This window comes from Bacteroides sp. AF25-38AC, assembly GCF_003602995.1.
Lineage (GTDB): Bacteria > Bacteroidota > Bacteroidia > Bacteroidales > Bacteroidaceae > Bacteroides > Bacteroides uniformis.
Genome location: NZ_QTMD01000013.1, coordinates 65,916 through 84,718 on the forward strand (window position 1 = coordinate 65,916; position 18,803 = coordinate 84,718).

General features: G+C 46.8%; 16 protein-coding genes and 3 tRNA genes. 6 read left to right on the forward strand and 13 right to left on the reverse strand.

Features of this window, described 5'->3' with window-relative positions; translation table 11 throughout:
- Nucleotides 1–38 precede the first annotated feature (38 nt).
- The 5 genes from DWY55_RS10660 to DWY55_RS10685 form a co-directional block, all read right to left on the reverse strand.
- Nucleotides 39–122 (reverse strand) — tRNA-Leu (locus DWY55_RS10660).
- Between the two features lie 43 nt (nucleotides 123–165).
- Nucleotides 166–247 (reverse strand) — tRNA-Leu (locus DWY55_RS10665).
- A 28-nt stretch (nucleotides 248–275) separates the two neighbouring features.
- A tRNA-Gly gene (locus DWY55_RS10670) sits at nucleotides 276–348 on the reverse strand.
- Nucleotides 349–459: 111 nt separating this feature from the next.
- Complete coding sequence (gene nspC, locus DWY55_RS10680; protein ID WP_117681539.1) at nucleotides 460–1,605, reverse strand: carboxynorspermidine decarboxylase; 1,146 nt, start codon at nucleotides 1,603–1,605, stop codon at nucleotides 460–462.
- A gap of 141 nt (nucleotides 1,606–1,746) precedes the next feature.
- Complete coding sequence (locus DWY55_RS10685) at nucleotides 1,747–4,101, reverse strand: ATP-dependent helicase (RefSeq protein WP_120172646.1); 2,355 nt, start codon at nucleotides 4,099–4,101, stop codon at nucleotides 1,747–1,749.
- A 144-nt stretch (nucleotides 4,102–4,245) separates the two neighbouring features.
- Between DWY55_RS10685 and DWY55_RS10690 the strand changes: the two genes are divergently transcribed.
- Together DWY55_RS10690 and DWY55_RS10695 are read left to right on the forward strand one after the other, a co-directional pair.
- Nucleotides 4,246–4,866 (forward strand): superoxide dismutase, encoded by a 621-nt coding sequence (locus tag DWY55_RS10690; protein WP_005828364.1) that lies wholly within the window; start codon nucleotides 4,246–4,248, stop codon nucleotides 4,864–4,866.
- 166 nt (nucleotides 4,867–5,032) lie between these two features.
- Nucleotides 5,033–5,641, forward strand: coding sequence for a thiamine phosphate synthase (locus tag DWY55_RS10695; RefSeq protein ID WP_117681537.1), 609 nt, complete (start codon nucleotides 5,033–5,035; stop codon nucleotides 5,639–5,641).
- Nucleotides 5,642–5,662: 21 nt separating this feature from the next.
- On the opposite strand, the gene DWY55_RS10700 is transcribed toward DWY55_RS10695, so the two are convergent.
- On the reverse strand, nucleotides 5,663–6,547 hold the full coding sequence (locus tag DWY55_RS10700) for a sensor histidine kinase (RefSeq protein ID WP_119992770.1): 885 nt from the start codon (nucleotides 6,545–6,547) through the stop codon (nucleotides 5,663–5,665).
- Between the two features lie 167 nt (nucleotides 6,548–6,714).
- Nucleotides 6,715–9,435 carry a pyruvate, phosphate dikinase gene (gene ppdK / locus DWY55_RS10705; protein ID WP_120178081.1) on the reverse strand — a complete coding sequence of 907 codons (2,721 nt, stop codon included), beginning with the start codon at nucleotides 9,433–9,435 and terminating at the stop codon, nucleotides 6,715–6,717.
- Between the two features lie 203 nt (nucleotides 9,436–9,638).
- Here ppdK and rlmD point away from each other — a divergent pair, with 203 nt between their 5' ends.
- Nucleotides 9,639–11,060 (forward strand): 23S rRNA (uracil(1939)-C(5))-methyltransferase RlmD, encoded by a 1,422-nt coding sequence (gene rlmD / locus DWY55_RS10710; protein WP_119992775.1) that lies wholly within the window; start codon nucleotides 9,639–9,641, stop codon nucleotides 11,058–11,060.
- Nucleotides 11,061–11,120: 60 nt separating this feature from the next.
- Complete coding sequence (locus DWY55_RS10715; RefSeq protein WP_008663283.1) at nucleotides 11,121–12,032, forward strand: RluA family pseudouridine synthase; 912 nt, start codon at nucleotides 11,121–11,123, stop codon at nucleotides 12,030–12,032.
- 65 nt (nucleotides 12,033–12,097) lie between these two features.
- Here DWY55_RS10715 and DWY55_RS10720 read toward each other — a convergent pair whose 3' ends face one another.
- From DWY55_RS10720 to DWY55_RS10745, 6 genes are all read right to left on the reverse strand, one after another.
- Nucleotides 12,098–12,511 (reverse strand): hypothetical protein, encoded by a 414-nt coding sequence (locus DWY55_RS10720; RefSeq protein ID WP_005836471.1) that lies wholly within the window; start codon nucleotides 12,509–12,511, stop codon nucleotides 12,098–12,100.
- Between the two features lie 10 nt (nucleotides 12,512–12,521).
- Nucleotides 12,522–12,956, reverse strand: a complete 435-nt coding sequence (locus tag DWY55_RS10725) for a hypothetical protein (RefSeq protein ID WP_117589043.1) — start codon at nucleotides 12,954–12,956, stop codon at nucleotides 12,522–12,524.
- A gap of 57 nt (nucleotides 12,957–13,013) precedes the next feature.
- Entirely contained in the window at nucleotides 13,014–14,156 is a 1,143-nt protein-coding gene (gene araJ / locus DWY55_RS10730; RefSeq protein WP_120178082.1) for an MFS transporter AraJ, read from the reverse strand.
- Between the two features lie 104 nt (nucleotides 14,157–14,260).
- Entirely contained in the window at nucleotides 14,261–15,130 is an 870-nt protein-coding gene (locus tag DWY55_RS10735; RefSeq protein WP_057098103.1) for an aldose 1-epimerase family protein, read from the reverse strand.
- A gap of 16 nt (nucleotides 15,131–15,146) precedes the next feature.
- Nucleotides 15,147–15,476: a PAS domain-containing protein gene (locus tag DWY55_RS10740; protein ID WP_022401044.1), complete on the reverse strand. Its 330-nt coding sequence runs from the start codon at nucleotides 15,474–15,476 to the stop codon at nucleotides 15,147–15,149.
- A gap of 93 nt (nucleotides 15,477–15,569) precedes the next feature.
- Complete coding sequence (locus tag DWY55_RS10745) at nucleotides 15,570–16,652, reverse strand: hypothetical protein (RefSeq protein ID WP_120178083.1); 1,083 nt, start codon at nucleotides 16,650–16,652, stop codon at nucleotides 15,570–15,572.
- A 270-nt stretch (nucleotides 16,653–16,922) separates the two neighbouring features.
- Here DWY55_RS10745 and DWY55_RS10750 point away from each other — a divergent pair, with 270 nt between their 5' ends.
- Nucleotides 16,923–17,552, forward strand: coding sequence for an HU family DNA-binding protein (locus DWY55_RS10750; protein ID WP_120178084.1), 630 nt, complete (start codon nucleotides 16,923–16,925; stop codon nucleotides 17,550–17,552).
- 27 nt (nucleotides 17,553–17,579) lie between these two features.
- The gene (locus DWY55_RS10755) at nucleotides 17,580–18,791 is read left to right on the forward strand and encodes an exonuclease SbcCD subunit D (protein ID WP_120178085.1); all 1,212 of its coding nucleotides are present in this window, start codon (nucleotides 17,580–17,582) and stop codon (nucleotides 18,789–18,791) included.
- Nucleotides 18,792–18,803 lie beyond the last annotated feature (12 nt).

Below are 18,803 nucleotides of genomic sequence, written 5' to 3' on the forward strand. Positions count from 1 at the left end.
CTCTACCAACTGAGCTATTTCCGCAATGTATAAAAGCGTGAAGAGAAGGAGACTCGAACTCCCACGACATAATTGTCACTACCCCCTCAAAGTAGCGCGTCTACCAATTCCGCCACCTCTCCAACTTACTTTCAACAATTCAAAGAACCGACTGCTTTACCTTTGTGCCCAGAACAGGACTCGAACCTGCATGCCTCTCGACACACGCACCTGAAACGTGCGCGTCTACCAATTCCGCCACCTGGGCATAGGTAATTGCAATCTAAACTGCGTTGAGCGGAAAACGAGACTCGAACTCGCGACCCTAACCTTGGCAAGGTTATGCTCTACCAACTGAGCTATTTCCGCGATTGCGGATGCAAAGGTAGATATTTTCCTTAAACCTGCAAACATTCCGCAGACTTTTTTCACACAGAAAAGTGTACATTTTCGCCAGGCATACAAGCAGACTTTTGATTATCAACTCATTCGCCCACGATAATCTTCATAAGAAAATTGCTTGAAAACTTCAGCTTTTCCTTCTTTTGTCCACATTGCAATGGCCGGATGGTGAATTCCATTGAACATATTCGTCTTTACAGTGGTGTAATGTATCATGTCCTCAAAGATGATTCTCTCCCCTATCTGCAGCTCATGGTCGAAACTCCACAGTCCCATATAGTCGCCGCTTAGGCAGGAGTTTCCTCCAAGACGATAGACATAAGGACCCGCATCACCCATCTCCGCTCCACGCACTGCAGGCTGATAGGGCATCTCCAGGCAATCCGGCATGTGGCACGTAAAGCTAACGTTGAGAATGGCAGTACGAATGCCGCGGTTTTCCACGATGTCCACTATCTCCGAGCTCAGCACACCGGTCTGCCAAGTGAAAGCGGAACCGGGCTCAAGAATGATTTGAAGATGCGAATAGCGCCCCTTCAAGCCTTGCAACAGACGGACAAGATGCTCTACATCATAATCCTTACGCGTCATCAGATGCCCGCCTCCTAAATTCAACCACTTAATCTGTGAGAACCAGCGGGAGAATTTTCCTTCCAAGTGCTCCAATGTGTGTTCCAGTTCGTAGGAAGAAGACTCGCAATGACAATGACAGTGAAAACCTTCAATACCCGCCGGAAGTTCTTCGGGAAGCTGGTCGGCCATTACACCGAAGCGGGTACCGGGTGCGCAGGGATTATAAAGCTCCGTTTCCACCTCAGAGTATTCGGGATTGATGCGGATACCGCAGGAAATGCCGCTTCCCTCCGCCACCACTACCGGATAAAAGCGGTGGAACTGCGAAAGCGAATTGAAAGTGATATGACTGCTGCACCGCATTATCTCCGGAAAATCGGCCTCGGTATAGGCCGGTGAGTACGTATGCGCCTTACTTCCGAACTCCTCCAATGCCAGACGGGCTTCGTAGACGGAACTTGCCGTAGAGTGGTCTATATACTCCCTGAAAATGGGAAAGGAACGCCACATGGCAAATGATTTGAAAGCGAGGATTATCTCCACACCTGCGCGGTCGGCCACACTTTTTATCAGTGCGAGGTTCTTTCTCAGCAATCCTTCTTCCATAATATAGCAGGGAGAAGGGAAAAGGGAAAAGTCTTTATTTGTCATTCTTCTATCTATATTTACTATTCTAAATTGTCCGTATGTATCGTTCTAACTGTCTTTTTTTAAGATACCACGGTCCTACACTTATGCCATCATCCTCTTACAAATATCCCGTTTCTGTGTGAGACAAAAGATGCGACTATCCTATGACAGCACTTTAAAACGCGCGAAGCGCAGCAAAAGTTGTTTGTCTCCCGCATTCTTGAAGCGGATGGTGGCTTTCGCATTGTCTCCTTCGCCCTCCACTTTCAAAACTTCACCCAGGCCGAAACGTTCGTGCTCTATCAGTTGTCCCTGCTGTACACGATTGGCAGACCCGCCGGCAGAAGGCGATGTACTTGCCGTATTTGCAGAAGGCGCCACCCGTTTCAGATTACGTGGAACGGTCGGCGCAATAATCTGCTGTTTCGGTCGTACAGACACACGCTCTTTTCCTCCATACGGAGCATCTTCCCTATCAGGCGCAAAACCTCTGGCGTTCTCCCTGCGGAAAGCGGCGGCTTCCTCCTCTACCCTGCGGAACATTCCCGCATCCTGAGGCAGACGCAGGAAACGTATATCTATATCCTTCAGGAAACGGCTGGGACTGCCAAACTCCATCTTGCCATATCGGAAACGCGTCTTTGCATACGATAGGAAACAGTGTTCTTCGGCACGTGTGATGGCTACATAGAACAGCCGCCGTTCTTCCTCCAATGCCCGGGGAGAGTCACCCACCATGCCGCTGGGAAAAAGATTCTCCTCCATCCCCACTACAAACACATTCTTGAACTCCAATCCCTTGGCCGAATGTACAGTCATCAGGGTTATCTTCTCATCGTCCCCATCCTTATCCGAATCCTGGTCGGTAAGAAGGGAAATTTCCGAAAGGAAGTCACCCAACAACACGTTCGGGTTTCCTTCCTCCTGCCGTTGGGCACAAAAATCACTCATACCGTTCACCAGCTCCTCTATATTCTCCTTACGGCTCAGATTCTCGGGAGAGTTGTCCTGACACACATCATTGATGATGCCCGATTGGCGAATAATGTCGGCACCGATCTCGTAGGCATTCTTCTCCGCAGCATCTGTGATAAAGGCGGATATAAGTTCGCGGAATGCCTGCAACTTTCCCACCGTACCTTTATTGAAGTTCAAGCCATACGCCAACGGCTCACAAAGCACGGTCCACAAACTTACATTGTGCCCGGTGGCGGCAGCAATGATTTTTCCCACTGTCGTATCTCCGATACCCCGTGCAGGATAATTGATAATACGTTTGAAAGCCTCTTCATCATTGGGATTCACTATCAGACGGAAGTAAGCAATAACATCTTTGATTTCCTTGCGTTGATAGAACGACAAGCCTCCGTAAATACGGTAAGGCATACTGCGTTTGCGCATGGCTTCCTCAAAGATACGGCTCTGCGCATTGGTACGGTAGAGTATCGCAAAATCAGAGTAGGCATAGCGCTTTTCACGCCGCAGTTCAGCTATCTTATTCACCACAATATCCCCTTCTTCCACATCACTGTATGCCTGGTACACACCAATGGCCTCTCCCTTCTCCTTTTCCGAGAACACTTCCTTGCGTATCTGCCACTGGTTCTTTTCTATCAGGCTGTTGGCCGCGCGGACAATGGTCTGGGTGGAACGGTAATTCTGCTCCAGCTTGAAGACCTTCGTATCGGGATATACTTTCGTAAAGTAGAGAATATTGTCAATATCGGCACCACGGAAGGAGTAGATACTCTGTGCATCATCCCCCACCACACAGACATGCTGATGGTTCTTGGCAAGTTGCAGCACGATGCTGTGCTGTGCAAAATTGGTATCCTGATACTCATCCACCAGAATGTAACGGAACTGCTCCTGATAACGCGCCAACACCTCGGGGTGGTCCCGGAACAGCAGGAATGTGTAGAACAGCAAATCGTCGAAGTCCATCGCATCTGCCTGCCGGCAACGCTCCCAATATCTCTGGTAGATGTCGCGAAGCGCCGGAACCTTGGCTGCACGGTCTCCTTCGTAAGCCTCCTTGTTGTTGGCATAGCCTGCCGGAGAAACCAGATGATTCTTGGCATTCGAGATACGCGCCTGCACCATCCCCGGCTTGTACACTTTCTCATCCAGCCCCATTTCCTTGATAATGGAACGTATCAAGCTTTTACTGTCTGCCGTATCGTAAATGGTAAACTGCGAAGTGAAGCCGATATGCCCGGCCTCGACATGCAGAATGCGCAGGAACATGGAGTGAAAGGTTCCCATCCACAGATGGCGCGCCCTCTCCGGCCCTACCTGACGGGCTATACGCTCCTTCATTTCGCGCGCCGCCTTGTTGGTAAAGGTCAATGCCAGAATGTTCCAAGGCTGGTAGCCATTCTCCAGCAGATAAGCAATCTTGTAGGTCAGCACGCGCGTCTTTCCCGAACCGGCACCGGCTATCACCAGTGACGGACCGTCATTGTATAACACCGCGTTCCGTTGTCCTTCGTTCAGTTCCTCTATATAATCGGGCATATCCGTATAATCTTAAAATGATGATATTTTTTCTTCCTTTGTTTTTACGGAGGCAAAGATAAAAAAAGCTTCGGAGACGTACGAACATTTCTATAGGTTATAGTGTTTATATAGTAAAGTTCCAAAATTAAATAATTGAAACTTATGAATACAATATTAACGATTTTAATGATAACAGTTATGACTTACGAAATGCCAAAACTTCCCTACACCAACAATGCACTGGAACCTGTAATCAGTCAGCAAACCATAGATTACCACTACGGTAAACATCTGCAAACCTACGTGAACAACCTCAACAACCTCGTTCCGGGAACGGAATTTGAAGGCAAAGACCTGGTAACCATTGTTGCCACAGCACCGGACGGTGCCATCTTCAACAATGCAGGACAAGTGTTGAACCACACATTATACTTCTTACAGTTTGCTCCGAAGCCTGCCCACAGCGAGCCTACCGGCAAGCTGGCAGAAGCCATCAAACGCGACTTCGGCAGCTTTGAGAATTTCAAGAAGGAATTCAACGCGGCAGCTGTCGGCTTGTTCGGCTCCGGATGGGCTTGGTTGTCTGCCGACAAGAACGGCAAACTCCACATCACCAAAGAAGCCAACGGTAGCAATCCGGTACGCGCCGGTCTTGTTCCGCTACTCGGATTCGACGTGTGGGAACATGCCTACTATCTTGATTACCAGAACCGCCGTGCCGACCATGTGAACGAACTGTGGAGCATCATCGACTGGGATGTAGTAGGTAAAAGACTGAAATAAGCAACAAGGTCCCACTAAACATGTTAATGACGCATTCTTGAGCAACTAAGGTTCAAGAATGCGTTTTCTTGTTTAAAATAGCCATCTAACATATTTTAAAGAAATTCTTTGGCTTCTACCATAAGTATTCATTAACTTTGCTAAACTTAAAAGTTAAACAAAAGAAATGAAACTCATCGTAGTAACAGCACCCACATTTTTTGTGGAAGAAGACAAGATTATCACGGCACTATTCGAAGAGGGGCTGGATATTCTACATCTGAGGAAGCCGGAAACTCCCGCCATGTATTCAGAACGGCTTTTAACGCTGATACCCGAAAAATACCATAAGCGCATCATTACCCATGAGCACTTCTACCTGCAGGAAGAGTTCAGCCTGATGGGGATTCATCTAAACACCCGCAATCCCAAAGAGCCCCACGACTATTCGGGCCACATCAGTTGCACCTGCCATTCACTGGACGAAGTGCAGAACAAGAAGCATTTCTATGACTATCTGTTCCTAAGCCCGATATATAATTGCATCACAAAGTCCGGAGTCACGTCCGGCTTCACAGCCGAAGAGTTGCGGCAAGCAGGAAAAAGTAAGGTCATAGACAGTAGAGTCATGGCTTTGGGAGGCATTACTCCCGACAACATACTGGAGATTAAGGATTACGGATTCGGTGGTGCCGTTGTAATGGGTGATTTATGGAATAAATTCAATGCCTGCACCGACCGCGATTATCTGGAAGTAATCTGCCACTTCAAGAAGTTAAAAAAAATGGCTGATTGAGCCTTGCCTTGGACTGGCAAATCAAAATTTACCGTACTCTTTGTATTCAATACCGGCAGGCAACGTGAAATAGAAGGTGGAGCCTTCCCCTTTCTTAGACTCCACACCGATACCTCCCCCATAGTGCTCCACAATAGATTTGGTGATGGAAAGCCCCAACCCCGTACCTTTGATATTGTAGTTCATCTTCACAAACCGTTCAAAGATGGCATGTCTTCCCACTTCATCGATACCACAGCCTGTATCTGCCACATAAAAATAGAAGTTATGGTTGCTCAATCTCCTGCAACCGATTTTCACACTGCCCATTTCCGTAAACTTCAAGGCATTCCTCACCAAGTTACCTATGACTTGGGCAAAACGCACACGGTCTACCACCAAACGGCATTGAGGCAACCGTTCTACAAACTCCACCTGAATGCCCGTGGGATGCGAGCGCATATTCTCCGTCGTGCAGACTTCATCAATCAGCGCGTTTACATCCACTTCTCCATCGTTATATTCCAGGGTATTTGCCTCAATCTTCGAATAGTCCAGCAAGTCATTGACCAGTTGCAGCAGCGAGTCCTTGTTATCATTAATCTCTTTCAGGAAAGCCATACGGGTTTCTCTGTCCAGATTATCCATTTCGGCAAGCATGGTTGTAAAGCCTACAATAGCATTCAAAGGAGTACGTATTTCGTGAGTCATATTAGCTATGAAAGCATTCTTCAGCTGATTGGATTCTTCGGCAACCTCATTGATGCGCTGCAACGTCTTCAACCTTTTGCTCTTGCTGATGGAAATGATTATCATGATGACCAAGAGCAGAATGACAATCATTCCAAAACTGTATATTAGTGCTTCATTCTTCTGATAGAGGTCGCTGGTCCAGACATCATATGCTGCCGTAATTGTTAATATCATCGTTTATTGCTTGCTTATTGGAAACTATAAAATTATAGGAAGCAAATATACTAAAGAAAACACAAATAAATTAATAGAAACTACAGTTTTTTCCAACAAAATGGGCCGCATGCCATTACCAAGTAAAGCATGCAGCCCATAAATGTCATTATTCAGTATTATTGATATCAGCCTTCAATGGCAGCCTGCGCCGCAGCCAGACGTGCAATAGGCACACGGAACGGAGAACAGCTGACATAATTCAAGCCAACTTTGTGGCAGAACTTCACAGAAGAAGGCTCACCGCCATGTTCGCCGCAGATACCGCACTTCAAATCCGGACGGATAGCACGTCCCTTTTCAGTAGCCATGCGCACCAACTGTCCTACACCATTCTGGTCGAGTACCTGGAACGGGTCTACTTTCAGAATCTTCTTCTCCAGATAAATCGGGAGGAAGGAAGCGATATCGTCGCGTGAATAACCAAATGTCATCTGAGTCAAGTCGTTCGTACCGAATGAGAAGAACTCGGCAGAGGAAGCAATGCGGTCGGCAGTCAAGGCGGCACGCGGAATCTCAATCATTGTACCTACCTTGAAGTCGATGCTGTCACCCACTTCTTCAAACAACTGGGCAGTCTCAGCACGAATCACTTCTTCCTGCTGCTTGAACTCATACAAGATACCGGTCAGAGGCACCATGATTTCAGGATGGGTTTCAACACCTTCCTTCTTCAATTCCAAAGCAGCACCCAGGATGGCACGCGTCTGCATCTGTGTAATTTCAGGATATGTATTTCCCAAACGGCAACCACGATGACCCAACATCGGATTATGCTCACAAAGTGCCTCAACACGTTGCTGGATATACTGGAGGCTTACGCCCATCGTATCTGCCATTTCCTGCTGTCCCTTCAGGTCATGGGGAACAAACTCATGCAAAGGAGGGTCGAGCAGACGTACAGTCACCGGACAACCGGCCATTGCTTTGAAGATGCCCTTGAAGTCAGCTTGCTGGTAAGGAAGAATCTTAGCCAGAGCCTTGCGACGTCCTTCGGCGTTTTCTGCCAGAATCATCTCGCGCATGGCTTTAATCTTCTCGCCTTCGAAGAACATGTGTTCCGTACGGCAAAGGCCGATACCCACCGCACCAAAATTGCGTGCCACTTCTGCATCGTGAGGAGTATCCGCATTGGTACGAACCTGCAGCTTCGTATATTTGTCTGCTAAATCCATCAGTTCCGCAAAGTCACCGGACAGCTCAGCCGCTTTTGTCTCCACCTTGTCTTTATATACTTCACCGGTGCTTCCGTTCAAGGAGATATAGTCACCTTCTTTCAACAGTACACCATCCACTTCCACTGTACGCGCCTTGTAGTCGATGTTCAAGGCACCTGCACCAGACACACAGCACTTACCCATACCACGAGCAACCACTGCCGCATGCGAAGTCATACCACCGCGGGCAGTCAGGATACCTTCGGCAACTGCCATACCTGCCAAATCTTCCGGAGAAGTCTCGATACGTACCATCACCACACGCTTGCCGGCAGCATGCCATTCGGCAGCATCATCGGCAAAGAATACGATTTGTCCCGTAGCGGCACCCGGAGAAGCGGGAAGACCACGAGTCAACACCTTAGCTTGTTTCAGAGCTGTCTTATCAAATACCGGGTGGAGCAGTTCGTCCAACTTATTGGGCTCACAACGCATCAATGCAGTCTTTTCGTCAATCATACCTTGATGGAGCAAGTCCATGGCAATCTTCACCATAGCGGCTCCGGTACGCTTACCGTTACGGGTCTGGAGGAACCAGAGTTTACCCTCTTGTACTGTAAACTCCATATCCTGCATATCACGGTAGTGATTTTCGAGTTTTGTCTGCAAAGCATCCAGTTCCTTATAGATTTCCGGCATAGCCTCCTCCATGGAAGGATATTTGCTGACACGTTCTTCTTCGCTTACACCGGCTAATTCAGCCCAACGTTGAGAACCGATTTTTGTAATCTGTTGCGGAGTACGGATACCGGCAACCACGTCTTCACCTTGTGCATTAATCAAATACTCGCCATTGAAAAGGTCCTCACCGGTAGCAGCATCGCGGCTGAAGCAAACACCCGTAGCAGAGCTCTCGCCCATATTACCGAATACCATAGCCTGAACGCTTACGGCAGTACCCCATTCGTCAGGAATTCCCTCCATCTTACGATACAAGATGGCGCGTTCGTTCATCCAGGAGTTGAATACGGCACAAACGGCACCCCACAACTGCTCGTAGGCACAAGTCGGGAAGTCTTTTCCGGTTTGTTCTTTCACCGCAGCCTTGAACTTCTTCACGAGTTCCTTAAGGTCTTCCACCTCAAGCTCGTTATCCAGCTTCACGCCTTTAGCATGTTTCACATCTTCTATAATAGCCTCGAACGGGTCTACATCTTCCTTGTTCACCGGCTTCATACCCAGCACCACGTCGCCATACATCTGCACGAAACGACGGTAAGAGTCCCATGCAAAGCGTGCATTGCCCGTCTTGCGCGTCAGGCCTTCCACCACTTCGTCATTCAAGCCAAGATTCAGGATAGTGTCCATCATGCCCGGCATGGAAGCGCGTGCACCCGAACGAACGGAAACCAGCAACGGATTCTCCACATCACCGAATTTGGAACGCATCAGCGTCTCCACATGGGCAATGGCCTGTTCAACTTCGTTCTTCAACAGAGCAACGACTTTATCCTGCCCCATTTCATAATATTCCGTACAAACTTCTGTCGTTATTGTAAAGCCCGGAGGAACCGGAACCCCTATAAGGTTCATTTCTGCAAGGTTGGCACCTTTCCCACCCAAAAGGTTTCTCATATCGGCCTTTCCTTCTGCCTGGCCGTTACCAAAGGTATAAACTCTTTTTTTGTCCATAATATAAATTTAAAGTTTTTGATAGTGATTTCTCTTTTCTGTTCGCAAATCTAAGTATATTTCGCAGACTAGAAAACTTTTTCAGAAAAAACTTTATGCTAAAATGCAATTTCGACATTGCAATCTTTAATATTTCATTTCATAGAGAGAAATCCCGAAAAAATGTCTATTTTTGCCGAAGAATTTATTAGATTGGTGTAAAAGTGGCAAGAAAGAGAAAAGAACTTCCCCTACTGGAGAAGGTGACAATTACGGATGTGGCTGCCGAAGGAAAAGCCATCGCAAAAGTCAATGATTTGGTGATTTTCGTACCATATGTCGTCCCCGGCGATGTAGTTGACCTGCAAATTAAGAGAAAAAAGCATCATTATGCTGAAGCCGAGGCTGTGAAATTCCATGAATATTCGGCAGTACGGGCAGTTCCATTCTGCCAACATTATGGTGTATGCGGCGGTTGTAAATGGCAGGTTCTCCCCTATTCCGAGCAAATCAAGTATAAGCAAAAACAAGTAACGGACAACCTCACCCGCATCGGCAAAATCGAATTGCCGGAAATCTCTCCGATATTAGGTTCAGAAAAAACTCAGTTCTACCGGAATAAACTGGAGTACACTTTTTCCAACAAACGTTGGCTGACGACAGAAGAGGTTCAGCAGAATGTAGTGTACGAACAGATGAATGCCGTAGGCTTCCATATTCCCAATGCTTTCGATAAAGTGCTTGCCATAGAGAAGTGCTGGTTGCAGGACGATATATCCAACCGCATCCGCAATGCGGTACGCGACTATGCCTACCAGCACAACTATTCCTTCATCAACCTGCGTACGCATGAAGGAATGCTACGCAATATGATTGTGCGTACCTCTACCACCGGCGAACTGATGGTAATCCTCATCTGCAAGATAGAGAAAGAGGAGGAAATGGCTCTGTTCAAGCAAATGCTGCAATACATAGCAGATACATTCCCCGAAATCACTTCCCTGCTATACATTATTAATAATAAGTGCAACGATACCATCACCGACCTCGAGGTACACACCTTCAAGGGGAAAGACCACATCTTCGAGGAAATGGAGGGACTGCGCTTCAAGGTAGGTCCCAAATCTTTCTATCAAACCAACTCCGAACAAGCCTACAACCTCTACAAAGTAGCGCGCAACTTTGCCGGACTGACCGGTAACGAGCTTGTTTATGACCTTTATACCGGCACGGGTACCATTGCCAATTTCGTATCCAAGCACGCACGCCAGGTAATCGGCATAGAATATGTGCCCGAAGCCATTGAAGACGCCAAGGTCAATGCCGAGATTAACGGAATTAAAAATACATTGTTCTTTGCCGGAGATATGAAAGACATGCTGACACAAGACTTCATCAACCAATACGGCCGTCCCGATGTCATCATCACCGACCCTCCCCGTGCCGGAATGCACCAGGATGTAGTGGATGTCATTCTGTTTGCCGAACCCAAACGCATCGTATACGTCAGCTGTAATCCGGCTACGCAGGCGCGCGACCTGCAACTGCTCGATGCGAAATATAAAGTGAAGGCCGTTCAACCGGTAGACATGTTCCCGCACACCCACCATGTGGAAAACGTAGTATTATTGGAATTAAAAAATTGAAAGTACAAGTAGTTTTCAATCGTAAATTGTAAATTGTCTAATCGTAAATTAAAACCAGTCGTGGCAAAAGAAAAAATTACAGCAAGAGCCCGCACACAATATACGGACTACATGGTGAAGGAACCGATGGAGCTCATGGAGTTTCTGGCAGCTAAAATGCCGGACGCCAGCCGCACCAAGCTGAAATCATTGCTGAGCAAACGCATTATATATGTGGACAGCGTTATCACTACACAATACAATTTTCCCCTAAAACCGGGTATGAAAGTACAAATCAGCCGTGAGAAGGGACGTAAAGAGTTCAACCATAAACTGATGAAGATTGTATACGAGGATGCCTATATCATCGTGATAGAGAAGATGCAGGGTTTGCTGTCCGTCAACACTGACCGGCAAAAGGAACGTACCGCCTATACCATCTTGAATGAATACGTGCAACGCTCGGGCAAGCAGCACCGTGTACACATCGTGCACCGCCTGGACCGTGACACCTCCGGCTTGATGATGTTTGCCAAAGACGAGAAAACCCAACGTACACTACGCGATAACTGGCATGACATTGTAACAGACCGGCGATACGTAGCCGTAGTGGTCGGCGAGATGGAAAAAGATGCAGGAACCGTGGTTTCTTGGTTGACAGACCGTAAGCTGTATGTATACTCCAGCCCGACAGATGACGGGGGACAAGAATCCATTACGCATTACCGTACCATCAAACGAGCCAATGGATACTCTCTCGTTGAACTGAACCTGGAAACGGGACGAAAAAACCAGATACGTGTACACATGCAGGATTTGGGGCATCCCATTATCGGCGACGGACGCTATGGACTGGAAGACGTAAATCCTATCGGACGCTTGGCCCTGCATGCTTTCAAACTCTGTTTCTATCATCCCGTCACGGGAGAGCTGATGCGGTTTGAAACACCTTATCCGGGAGAGTTCAAGAAATTGGTTTTGAAGAATAAGTAAAAAGCTGACATACAATAAAAAACGGAGCAATTGATTTGCTCCGTTTTTTATTGATAAGCATGTCGTCATTGCCGACGCATACGAAAAGGCTGTCCGTGAATATTATCTTGATATTCCCTCCAGCTATTATACCAAGTACCACTGAAAGAATAAGAATCAGCCATGGCTCCTTCAATGTAAGCCATGCTGCCATCATCATAGAATTCCAATTCCATCAGATTGTAAGCCCCACTAACCCAATTCCATCTGAAAAGCAAATAATTCGGGTCGCCATATGAACCAATAGTACCTTGGTTGCGCGCGTTAAAGGTCATAATCGTCCCCCTACCCCAAGTATATGCCCCGAAATCTATTTCTTCAGATGTATACCATTCACCGGGCAGATTATATTCCGTTTCTTCCTCACTATCACATGATGTCAATCCTAATACAAGGACAAACAACAATAACATTTTTGTGTATTTCAACATATTATTCATAAGCCATACTTTATTTATAATTAGCATCTACCATCATAACAACCGTTCCATCCAGTTTACCGGATAAATAATGTTCGCGCACCCATACATTATCAAAGTACTTGATTTCACCGGCACCATAATTCAGAGTCAACCCCTCCATAGACTTATCCATCCATTTCCAAGTAAAAGTACGTGAAGTCGTTTCATAGGGACGGGACTCGCCTCCGCGATAATACTCCCAGATTTCCTGTCCAGAATTATCAGCCTTGGCAAACTTCAGCTGATGACTGCATAACACTTCAACTCCATCTTTGTTTTCCGTCTGATATTCTTCTATCCACGTCTTCCCACACAATTTGTCGTCGCTATTCTGCATGGTATAATATACATCATCCCCACAAGACGCCAGCCCAATCGTAAATACACACAACAGCAATATCTTCACATAATTCAAAGTCTTCATAAGTTATCGAGTTTAGTTAATACTTGCGGACAAACATACACAAAAAAAATGAAACACTTAATACTTATCCTGGAATTTCTTGTAGAAGACAAGGAATAAAATAAATCCCATCAGTGCAAACGGTACGCCTGCCAATGCGGGATAACGGTATCCTCCACTCAAGGCAAGACCTCCGATATAGGCTCCGATAGCATTCCCCAAATTGAAGGCCATCTGCACACAAGCGCCTCCCAACATTTCTCCTCCAGGGGCCACACGAATCATCAACACCTGCTCCGGACTGGAGACGGCAAACAAACCTGCCGTACAGAGTATCATCAATATTGTCGAACACCACGGATGGGGCGAGAGTAAAAATATCAATAATAAAATAACACATATCATCCCTTGCACCACCGTACCTACCTTTCCCGGAGTGTACCGGTCGGACATGCGCCCACTGACCAGATTGCCGGCAACCATTCCGAATCCTGCCAGTACCATCAGCGCCGTAATGCTTTCCGCACTAAAACCGGAAACCTCGGTCAGCAACGGGGTGATGTAGCTATACCAGCAGAATACGCCACCGTTGCCCAAAGCCGTAGCTCCCAATATGAGCCACGGCGCCGGCTTCTTCAAAAAACGGAACTGTCCTTTAAATCCCGTGTCTTTCAGTCCTTCGACCTGCGGTACCCAACGCCAAATGTAGTACAATGTTATCAATCCCCAGGCACCTACCAGCAGAAACGTGGCACGCCAAGACAGTGTATGGCTCAACGAAGTACCCAACGGCACCCCAAACAGATTGGCCACAGTCATTCCCGCTATCATAATTGAAACCGCCTCCGAGCTTTTCCCCTTATCAGCCAATTTTCCCGCAACAATGGAAGCCACCCCAAAATAAGCGCCATGAGGAAGTCCGGAAACAAAACGTCCCAACAGCAAGACCCAATAATTGGGTGCCATAGACGCACAAATATTACCCACAATCATTAATGCCATCAAGACCAGCAGAATCTGCTTCAACGGGCGTTTACGGGCCAGGAGCAGCATGGGCGCACCAAAACAAACACCCAACGCATACGCAGAAATGAAATGACCGGCCACGGGAATGCTGATTCCCAAATCAGTAGCCACATAGGGCAAAATACCCATCATCGTAAATTCGGCAATCCCTAGCCCCAATGTGCCGAACGCCAATGCAATAAGACTCTTCTTCATACCTTAAAAAACAACCTATATTTTTTACCGGGCGCAAAGATAATGACATTGCATTCTCCAAATAAAAAGGATACCGAATTATTTTCAGTATCCTTCTTCATTTTTTATCTTATATCAATTGTATACCCACCTTTAAAGACTCCTCCCGGCGCCAAGTGCTGCATCCAGTCCTTATCCTTATATTCGCCCTTATAATGGGCACGGTCACAACGCCCGTACCACGGCTCGATGCAGACAAACGGAGCATTCTTGGCCGGAGGCGACCACAACCCCACCACCGGAGTGTCGAAATACAGACTGAGATAGGGCTTCTTCTCCTTATTATATAATGTAACTTCTTTCACTTGACTGTTTTCCAGAATCAGGGCATCTTTATCAAAGGAGTGTATGTCCAAAGGCAGCAGGCCATCTGTCAACTCAAGCAAATATTCCTTATCCGGAGCGGCACATCCTTTCTCGGAGATAAGGATATAGTGCAAACCTTCCGTCTTATCAAAGCCGAAATATCCACGGTCCGTTGTCTCCGCATCATAGTCCGGGTAATAGAAAGCCGGATGGGCCCCTATCTGGAAGTGCATTTCGCGTGTTCCGGTATTGATGACTTTCCAAAGCACCTCAATCTTCTTTCCCTCTATCCGATAGCCTATCTCAAGGCAAAACGGGAAAGGATATTTCTTGCGTGTTTCCTCACTGTCAACCAGTCGATAACGCACTTCATCTTCCAGTTCAAGCATCAATTCAAAATCCATATCGCGGGCAAAACCGTGTTGCGTCAATGCGTAGGAAACGCCTTCGTGACGGTATTCATTCTCCCAAACGCTGCCTACAATGGGAAAAAGCACCGGAGAATGCCGTTTCCAGAAAGCGGGGTCTGCCTGCCAAAGATATTCTTTTCCATCATGCAAGATACTGCATAACTCGGCCCCATGTGGGGAGACTTTAATTGTCAGTTCTGAATTAGAAAGTGTTTTCATATCATATATCATTTTGTTATTTTCTCATATAGTGTGGCATCTCTCCGGGTATTTCCATCGAAATCTCCACCAGGCCACCGACTACTCCGTCCTGTTTCCATGCCGTCTGATAAATCATTTTCTTGACACCGTTCTTCTCAATGGTGTAGGCATTCACTTCCCCCGTCTCCAGCAGTTCGCGTATCTTGGCCTGCGATTGCGGGTTGTGGCAATCAAAGAGATTCTTGCCTATCAGGTCACCGTGTTTGGCAAACGTACGGCATGCTTTCTCGTTCATATATAGGATGATTCCCTTTGTGTCGCATACAGTTACGGCACAGTTCATTTCATTGGCCCATTCGTACATAATTCTTTATTTTTAATTGGCTATTTTCTATGCACTTGAAATACATTTACAGAAAACTCTTCAAAGTCAAATGTCCTTTTCTCTATCGAATTATTATTGCATTAATCCTCCTTCTATGAAGAAAACGACTTCATTCAATCGTTCTTTATTCGATTCTTCATCTTTGAAAATAGCTGGAGTGAAGATTATCCTATCTTGAATCAGATTATCTACCAAATCCCACATGACTTCATGGTACAGCATCACCATTGCCACTTTTTCATTGTCAATACCATATTGGCTTGCTAAGGAGCCACAATTATTCTTTAGTTCCGCACTGATAGAGTTTACCAATTTTTCAGTTATTTGATGAAAGCGGTCTTGCCGTTTCTTTATAATAGGAAATAATACATCTCCATTATCATCTACCAGCCCATAAGGTTTTAACTGAGAAACGAGTTTGGCATCTGTTACTTTTCCAAATTGTGCTATTTCATCAGCACAATGGTCCATAATGTCGTTGTCAGGAGCAATGCCGCTATTGATGTAAGTCAAAATCAAATTCTGTTCTCCGAAACCATTCGTACCGCATGCAAAGCCATTTCTTGATTCGTATAATACCCAGTAACAGCCACTCCAGCTTGTATAATTGTCAACATCCTCAAACAAGACTAACTTTGTCCACATTTTTCCATCCAGAAGGTATGAAAAAACAAGTGAGAGTACATTGTTCTTGAATCCCATTTCACTGATAGTTTGTACCAATGATATAAAGTCTGCCTTTGTTTTGACATACATGGATTCAGCAATCTCCTTACTTAAGCTTCTTAGAGAATTGGTCTGTTCTTTGTCGAGAATGGGTATAGTAGTTTCCCATTTCCCTTTTGTTTTACTGACAAGTCCACCTACTTCCAATAACAATAATTGGCTATCAGAGCATTTAATACCCATTTCACGAAGTTCGGCTTGAGTACGTGGAGTCCGTAAATTGTATAGTATTTCCCAATTATTATCTGGCGTTACATAGTCTTCGGGCTGATGTCCGTTCACTGCAACAAACTGGGTTGCTTCCCATTCGCTATAAGGTCTTATCGATATTTGTGCTTTAATCATTGTGGTAACGGACAATAAGGTAAACAACAATAATAAGTCCGGATAATGTTTCATATATCGCTTAATTTTAGTTTTGTTCATCATTCATGCACTTCTCTTATGTAACAAAGATAACGTTTTTTTCAATTCCTCTCTCAAACCTATAACAAAAAACTTCCCGACTACCAATAAAAAACTTCCTAACTACTAATAGTAAAGTTTGCAAGTATAGAGATAAAGAATTACCTTCGCCCTTGGTTTGTCTATCCCAAGCCTTGGGATAGAAATCCCCAACCTTGGCATACACATCCGCAACCTTGGGACAAACTCTGTAAGCCCTAATAAACAAACGAACCTCATAACAACGCTACCATCATGGCAGAATACAACATGCAGGAACTGAACCTGCCGGGAGAAGACGGCAAACGCATTCTCTACCCACGAATGAAACTATACGGGCAGGTGGACTTGGAAACCATCACCGAAAAGATAGCATACGCCTCATCCTTCACACGAGGAGACATCATCGGACTGGTGCAAGCCATCACCGACGAAATAGCCTACCAAATGGGGCAAGGTTACTCCGTGAAGATTGACAACTTAGGAGTATTCACCCCTGCCCTCGGTCTGCGGCAAGACCGTGAACGGGAGACGGGCGAAGAAGGAGACACCAAGCGAAACGCCGTCAGCATCTGCCTGAAGGACATACATTTCAAGGTGGACAAGGAACTACTGTACCGTACTGCTCGCCATTGCCACCTGAAACGTTCCACCGACAAATTCCAACGCTCCTCACAAATGTTTTCTCCGCAGGAACGGCTGGAACGGGCAAAAAAATACCTGGAGAAGAACAGCTTCATGACCCAAGCCGACTATTGCCAACTGACCGGCTTATTGAAGTCCGCCGCCTCCCGCGAGTTGCGCGAATGGATAGCCAATCCCGAATCGGGCATCGACTACAAAGGACGAGGAACACACAAGATTTATATTCTAAGGAAACCATAACCCACATCCATTGAAGTAACAAAAACAATGAAAATACTACATACCAGCGACTGGCACCTGGGACACACCCTCTACAACTACGACCGCACCGCCGAGCAGCAATCCTTCCTACGGCAACTCACCCGCATAGTAACCGAAGAGCAGCCCGACGCCATGGTGGTAAGCGGAGATATCTACCACTACTCCTCTCCCGCTGCCGCCACGCAGAAGATGTACACCGACGCCATGCTGAACATTCACCAAGCCTGCCCCGGAATGGCCATCGTAGTCACCGCCGGAAACCACGACAGCAGCTCCAAATTGGAGATAGACAGCAGCCTCTGGCAGCACTTCGGCTTGAACGTTGTGGGAAACATCGAACGTACAGCCGAGGAAGTGAATCTGAACAAGCATATCATCGAGATAAACAATGAAAAAAAGACAATAGGCTACGTCATTGCCGTGCCCCACGTCTATCCGCAAAACTTCCCCCTGCTGGACACTGAAACACCGCGCGACCAACGGCAGGCACGCTTCTTCCAGGCACTGCTGGACGAAGTGAAGAAACGGAATACGGCACAGCTTCCCGTCGTCCTCATGGCCCATCTCTCCATTGAAGGCAGCGACCGTAGCGGGCACGATGAGAGTATCGGCGGAATAGAGTATGTTCCCCTCAGCGCTATGGGAGAAGGGTACGACTACCTCGCCCTCGGGCACATCCACTGCCCGCAGGACATCAAAGGCAGTCATCACCACGCACGCTATTGCGGCACTCCCCTCCCCGTCAGCTTCGACGAAACCTATCCGCACTCCATCTCCATCATCGAGTTGGAGAAAGGGGCAGAGCCACAAATCAGTACAAGGGAAATTGAAAATCCGATTCCGCTCGTCACACTTCCCCATGACCCGACACCTTTCGAGGACGCCTTGAAACTGCTGGAAGAATATCCGGAAGAGAAACCTGCATACCTCCGTCTGAATGTGCTGACAAAAGGCTACCTGCCCCCCGACTGCAACGAAAAAGCCTCGAACGCCGCCAAAGGCAAGGCATGCAAATATTGCTACATCAAGACGACCCGAGAGCGGCAGACCGACACTGACGAGAGCAAGCCTATCTCCATCCAAGAGATGCAGGAAATGTCTCCCCTGGAAATAGCCAGACTCTACTACCGCGAAACCGAAGGAGAAGAGATGGACCCAGAACTTTGCCAGCTGATGGAGACTGTCATGCAAAAAGTGAAAAGCAAGAACAACTCCTAATCATTTGTCCGG

Excerpts from the sequence above, each read along its gene's own strand:
- DWY55_RS10755 (WP_120178085.1), top strand. The coding sequence starts at position 17,580 with ATGAAAATACTACATACCAGCGACTGGCACCTGGGACACACCCTCTAC.
- DWY55_RS10745 (WP_120178083.1), bottom strand. The coding sequence starts at position 16,652 with ATGATGAACAAAACTAAAATTAAGCGATATATGAAACATTATCCGGAC.
- araJ (WP_120178082.1), bottom strand. The coding sequence starts at position 14,156 with ATGAAGAAGAGTCTTATTGCATTGGCGTTCGGCACATTGGGGCTAGGG.
- DWY55_RS10740 (WP_022401044.1), bottom strand. The coding sequence starts at position 15,476 with ATGTACGAATGGGCCAATGAAATGAACTGTGCCGTAACTGTATGCGAC.
- DWY55_RS10735 (WP_057098103.1), bottom strand. The coding sequence starts at position 15,130 with ATGAAAACACTTTCTAATTCAGAACTGACAATTAAAGTCTCCCCACAT.
- nspC (WP_117681539.1), bottom strand. The coding sequence starts at position 1,605 with ATGACAAATAAAGACTTTTCCCTTTTCCCTTCTCCCTGCTATATTATG.
- ppdK (WP_120178081.1), bottom strand. The coding sequence starts at position 9,435 with ATGGACAAAAAAAGAGTTTATACCTTTGGTAACGGCCAGGCAGAAGGA.
- DWY55_RS10725 (WP_117589043.1), bottom strand. The coding sequence starts at position 12,956 with ATGAAGACTTTGAATTATGTGAAGATATTGCTGTTGTGTGTATTTACG.
- DWY55_RS10720 (WP_005836471.1), bottom strand. The coding sequence starts at position 12,511 with ATGAATAATATGTTGAAATACACAAAAATGTTATTGTTGTTTGTCCTT.
- DWY55_RS10700 (WP_119992770.1), bottom strand. The coding sequence starts at position 6,547 with ATGATATTAACAATTACGGCAGCATATGATGTCTGGACCAGCGACCTC.
- DWY55_RS10750 (WP_120178084.1), top strand. The coding sequence starts at position 16,923 with ATGGCAGAATACAACATGCAGGAACTGAACCTGCCGGGAGAAGACGGC.
- DWY55_RS10685 (WP_120172646.1), bottom strand. The coding sequence starts at position 4,101 with ATGCCCGATTATATAGAGGAACTGAACGAAGGACAACGGAACGCGGTG.
- DWY55_RS10690 (WP_005828364.1), top strand. The coding sequence starts at position 4,246 with ATGAATACAATATTAACGATTTTAATGATAACAGTTATGACTTACGAA.
- DWY55_RS10695 (WP_117681537.1), top strand. The coding sequence starts at position 5,033 with ATGAAACTCATCGTAGTAACAGCACCCACATTTTTTGTGGAAGAAGAC.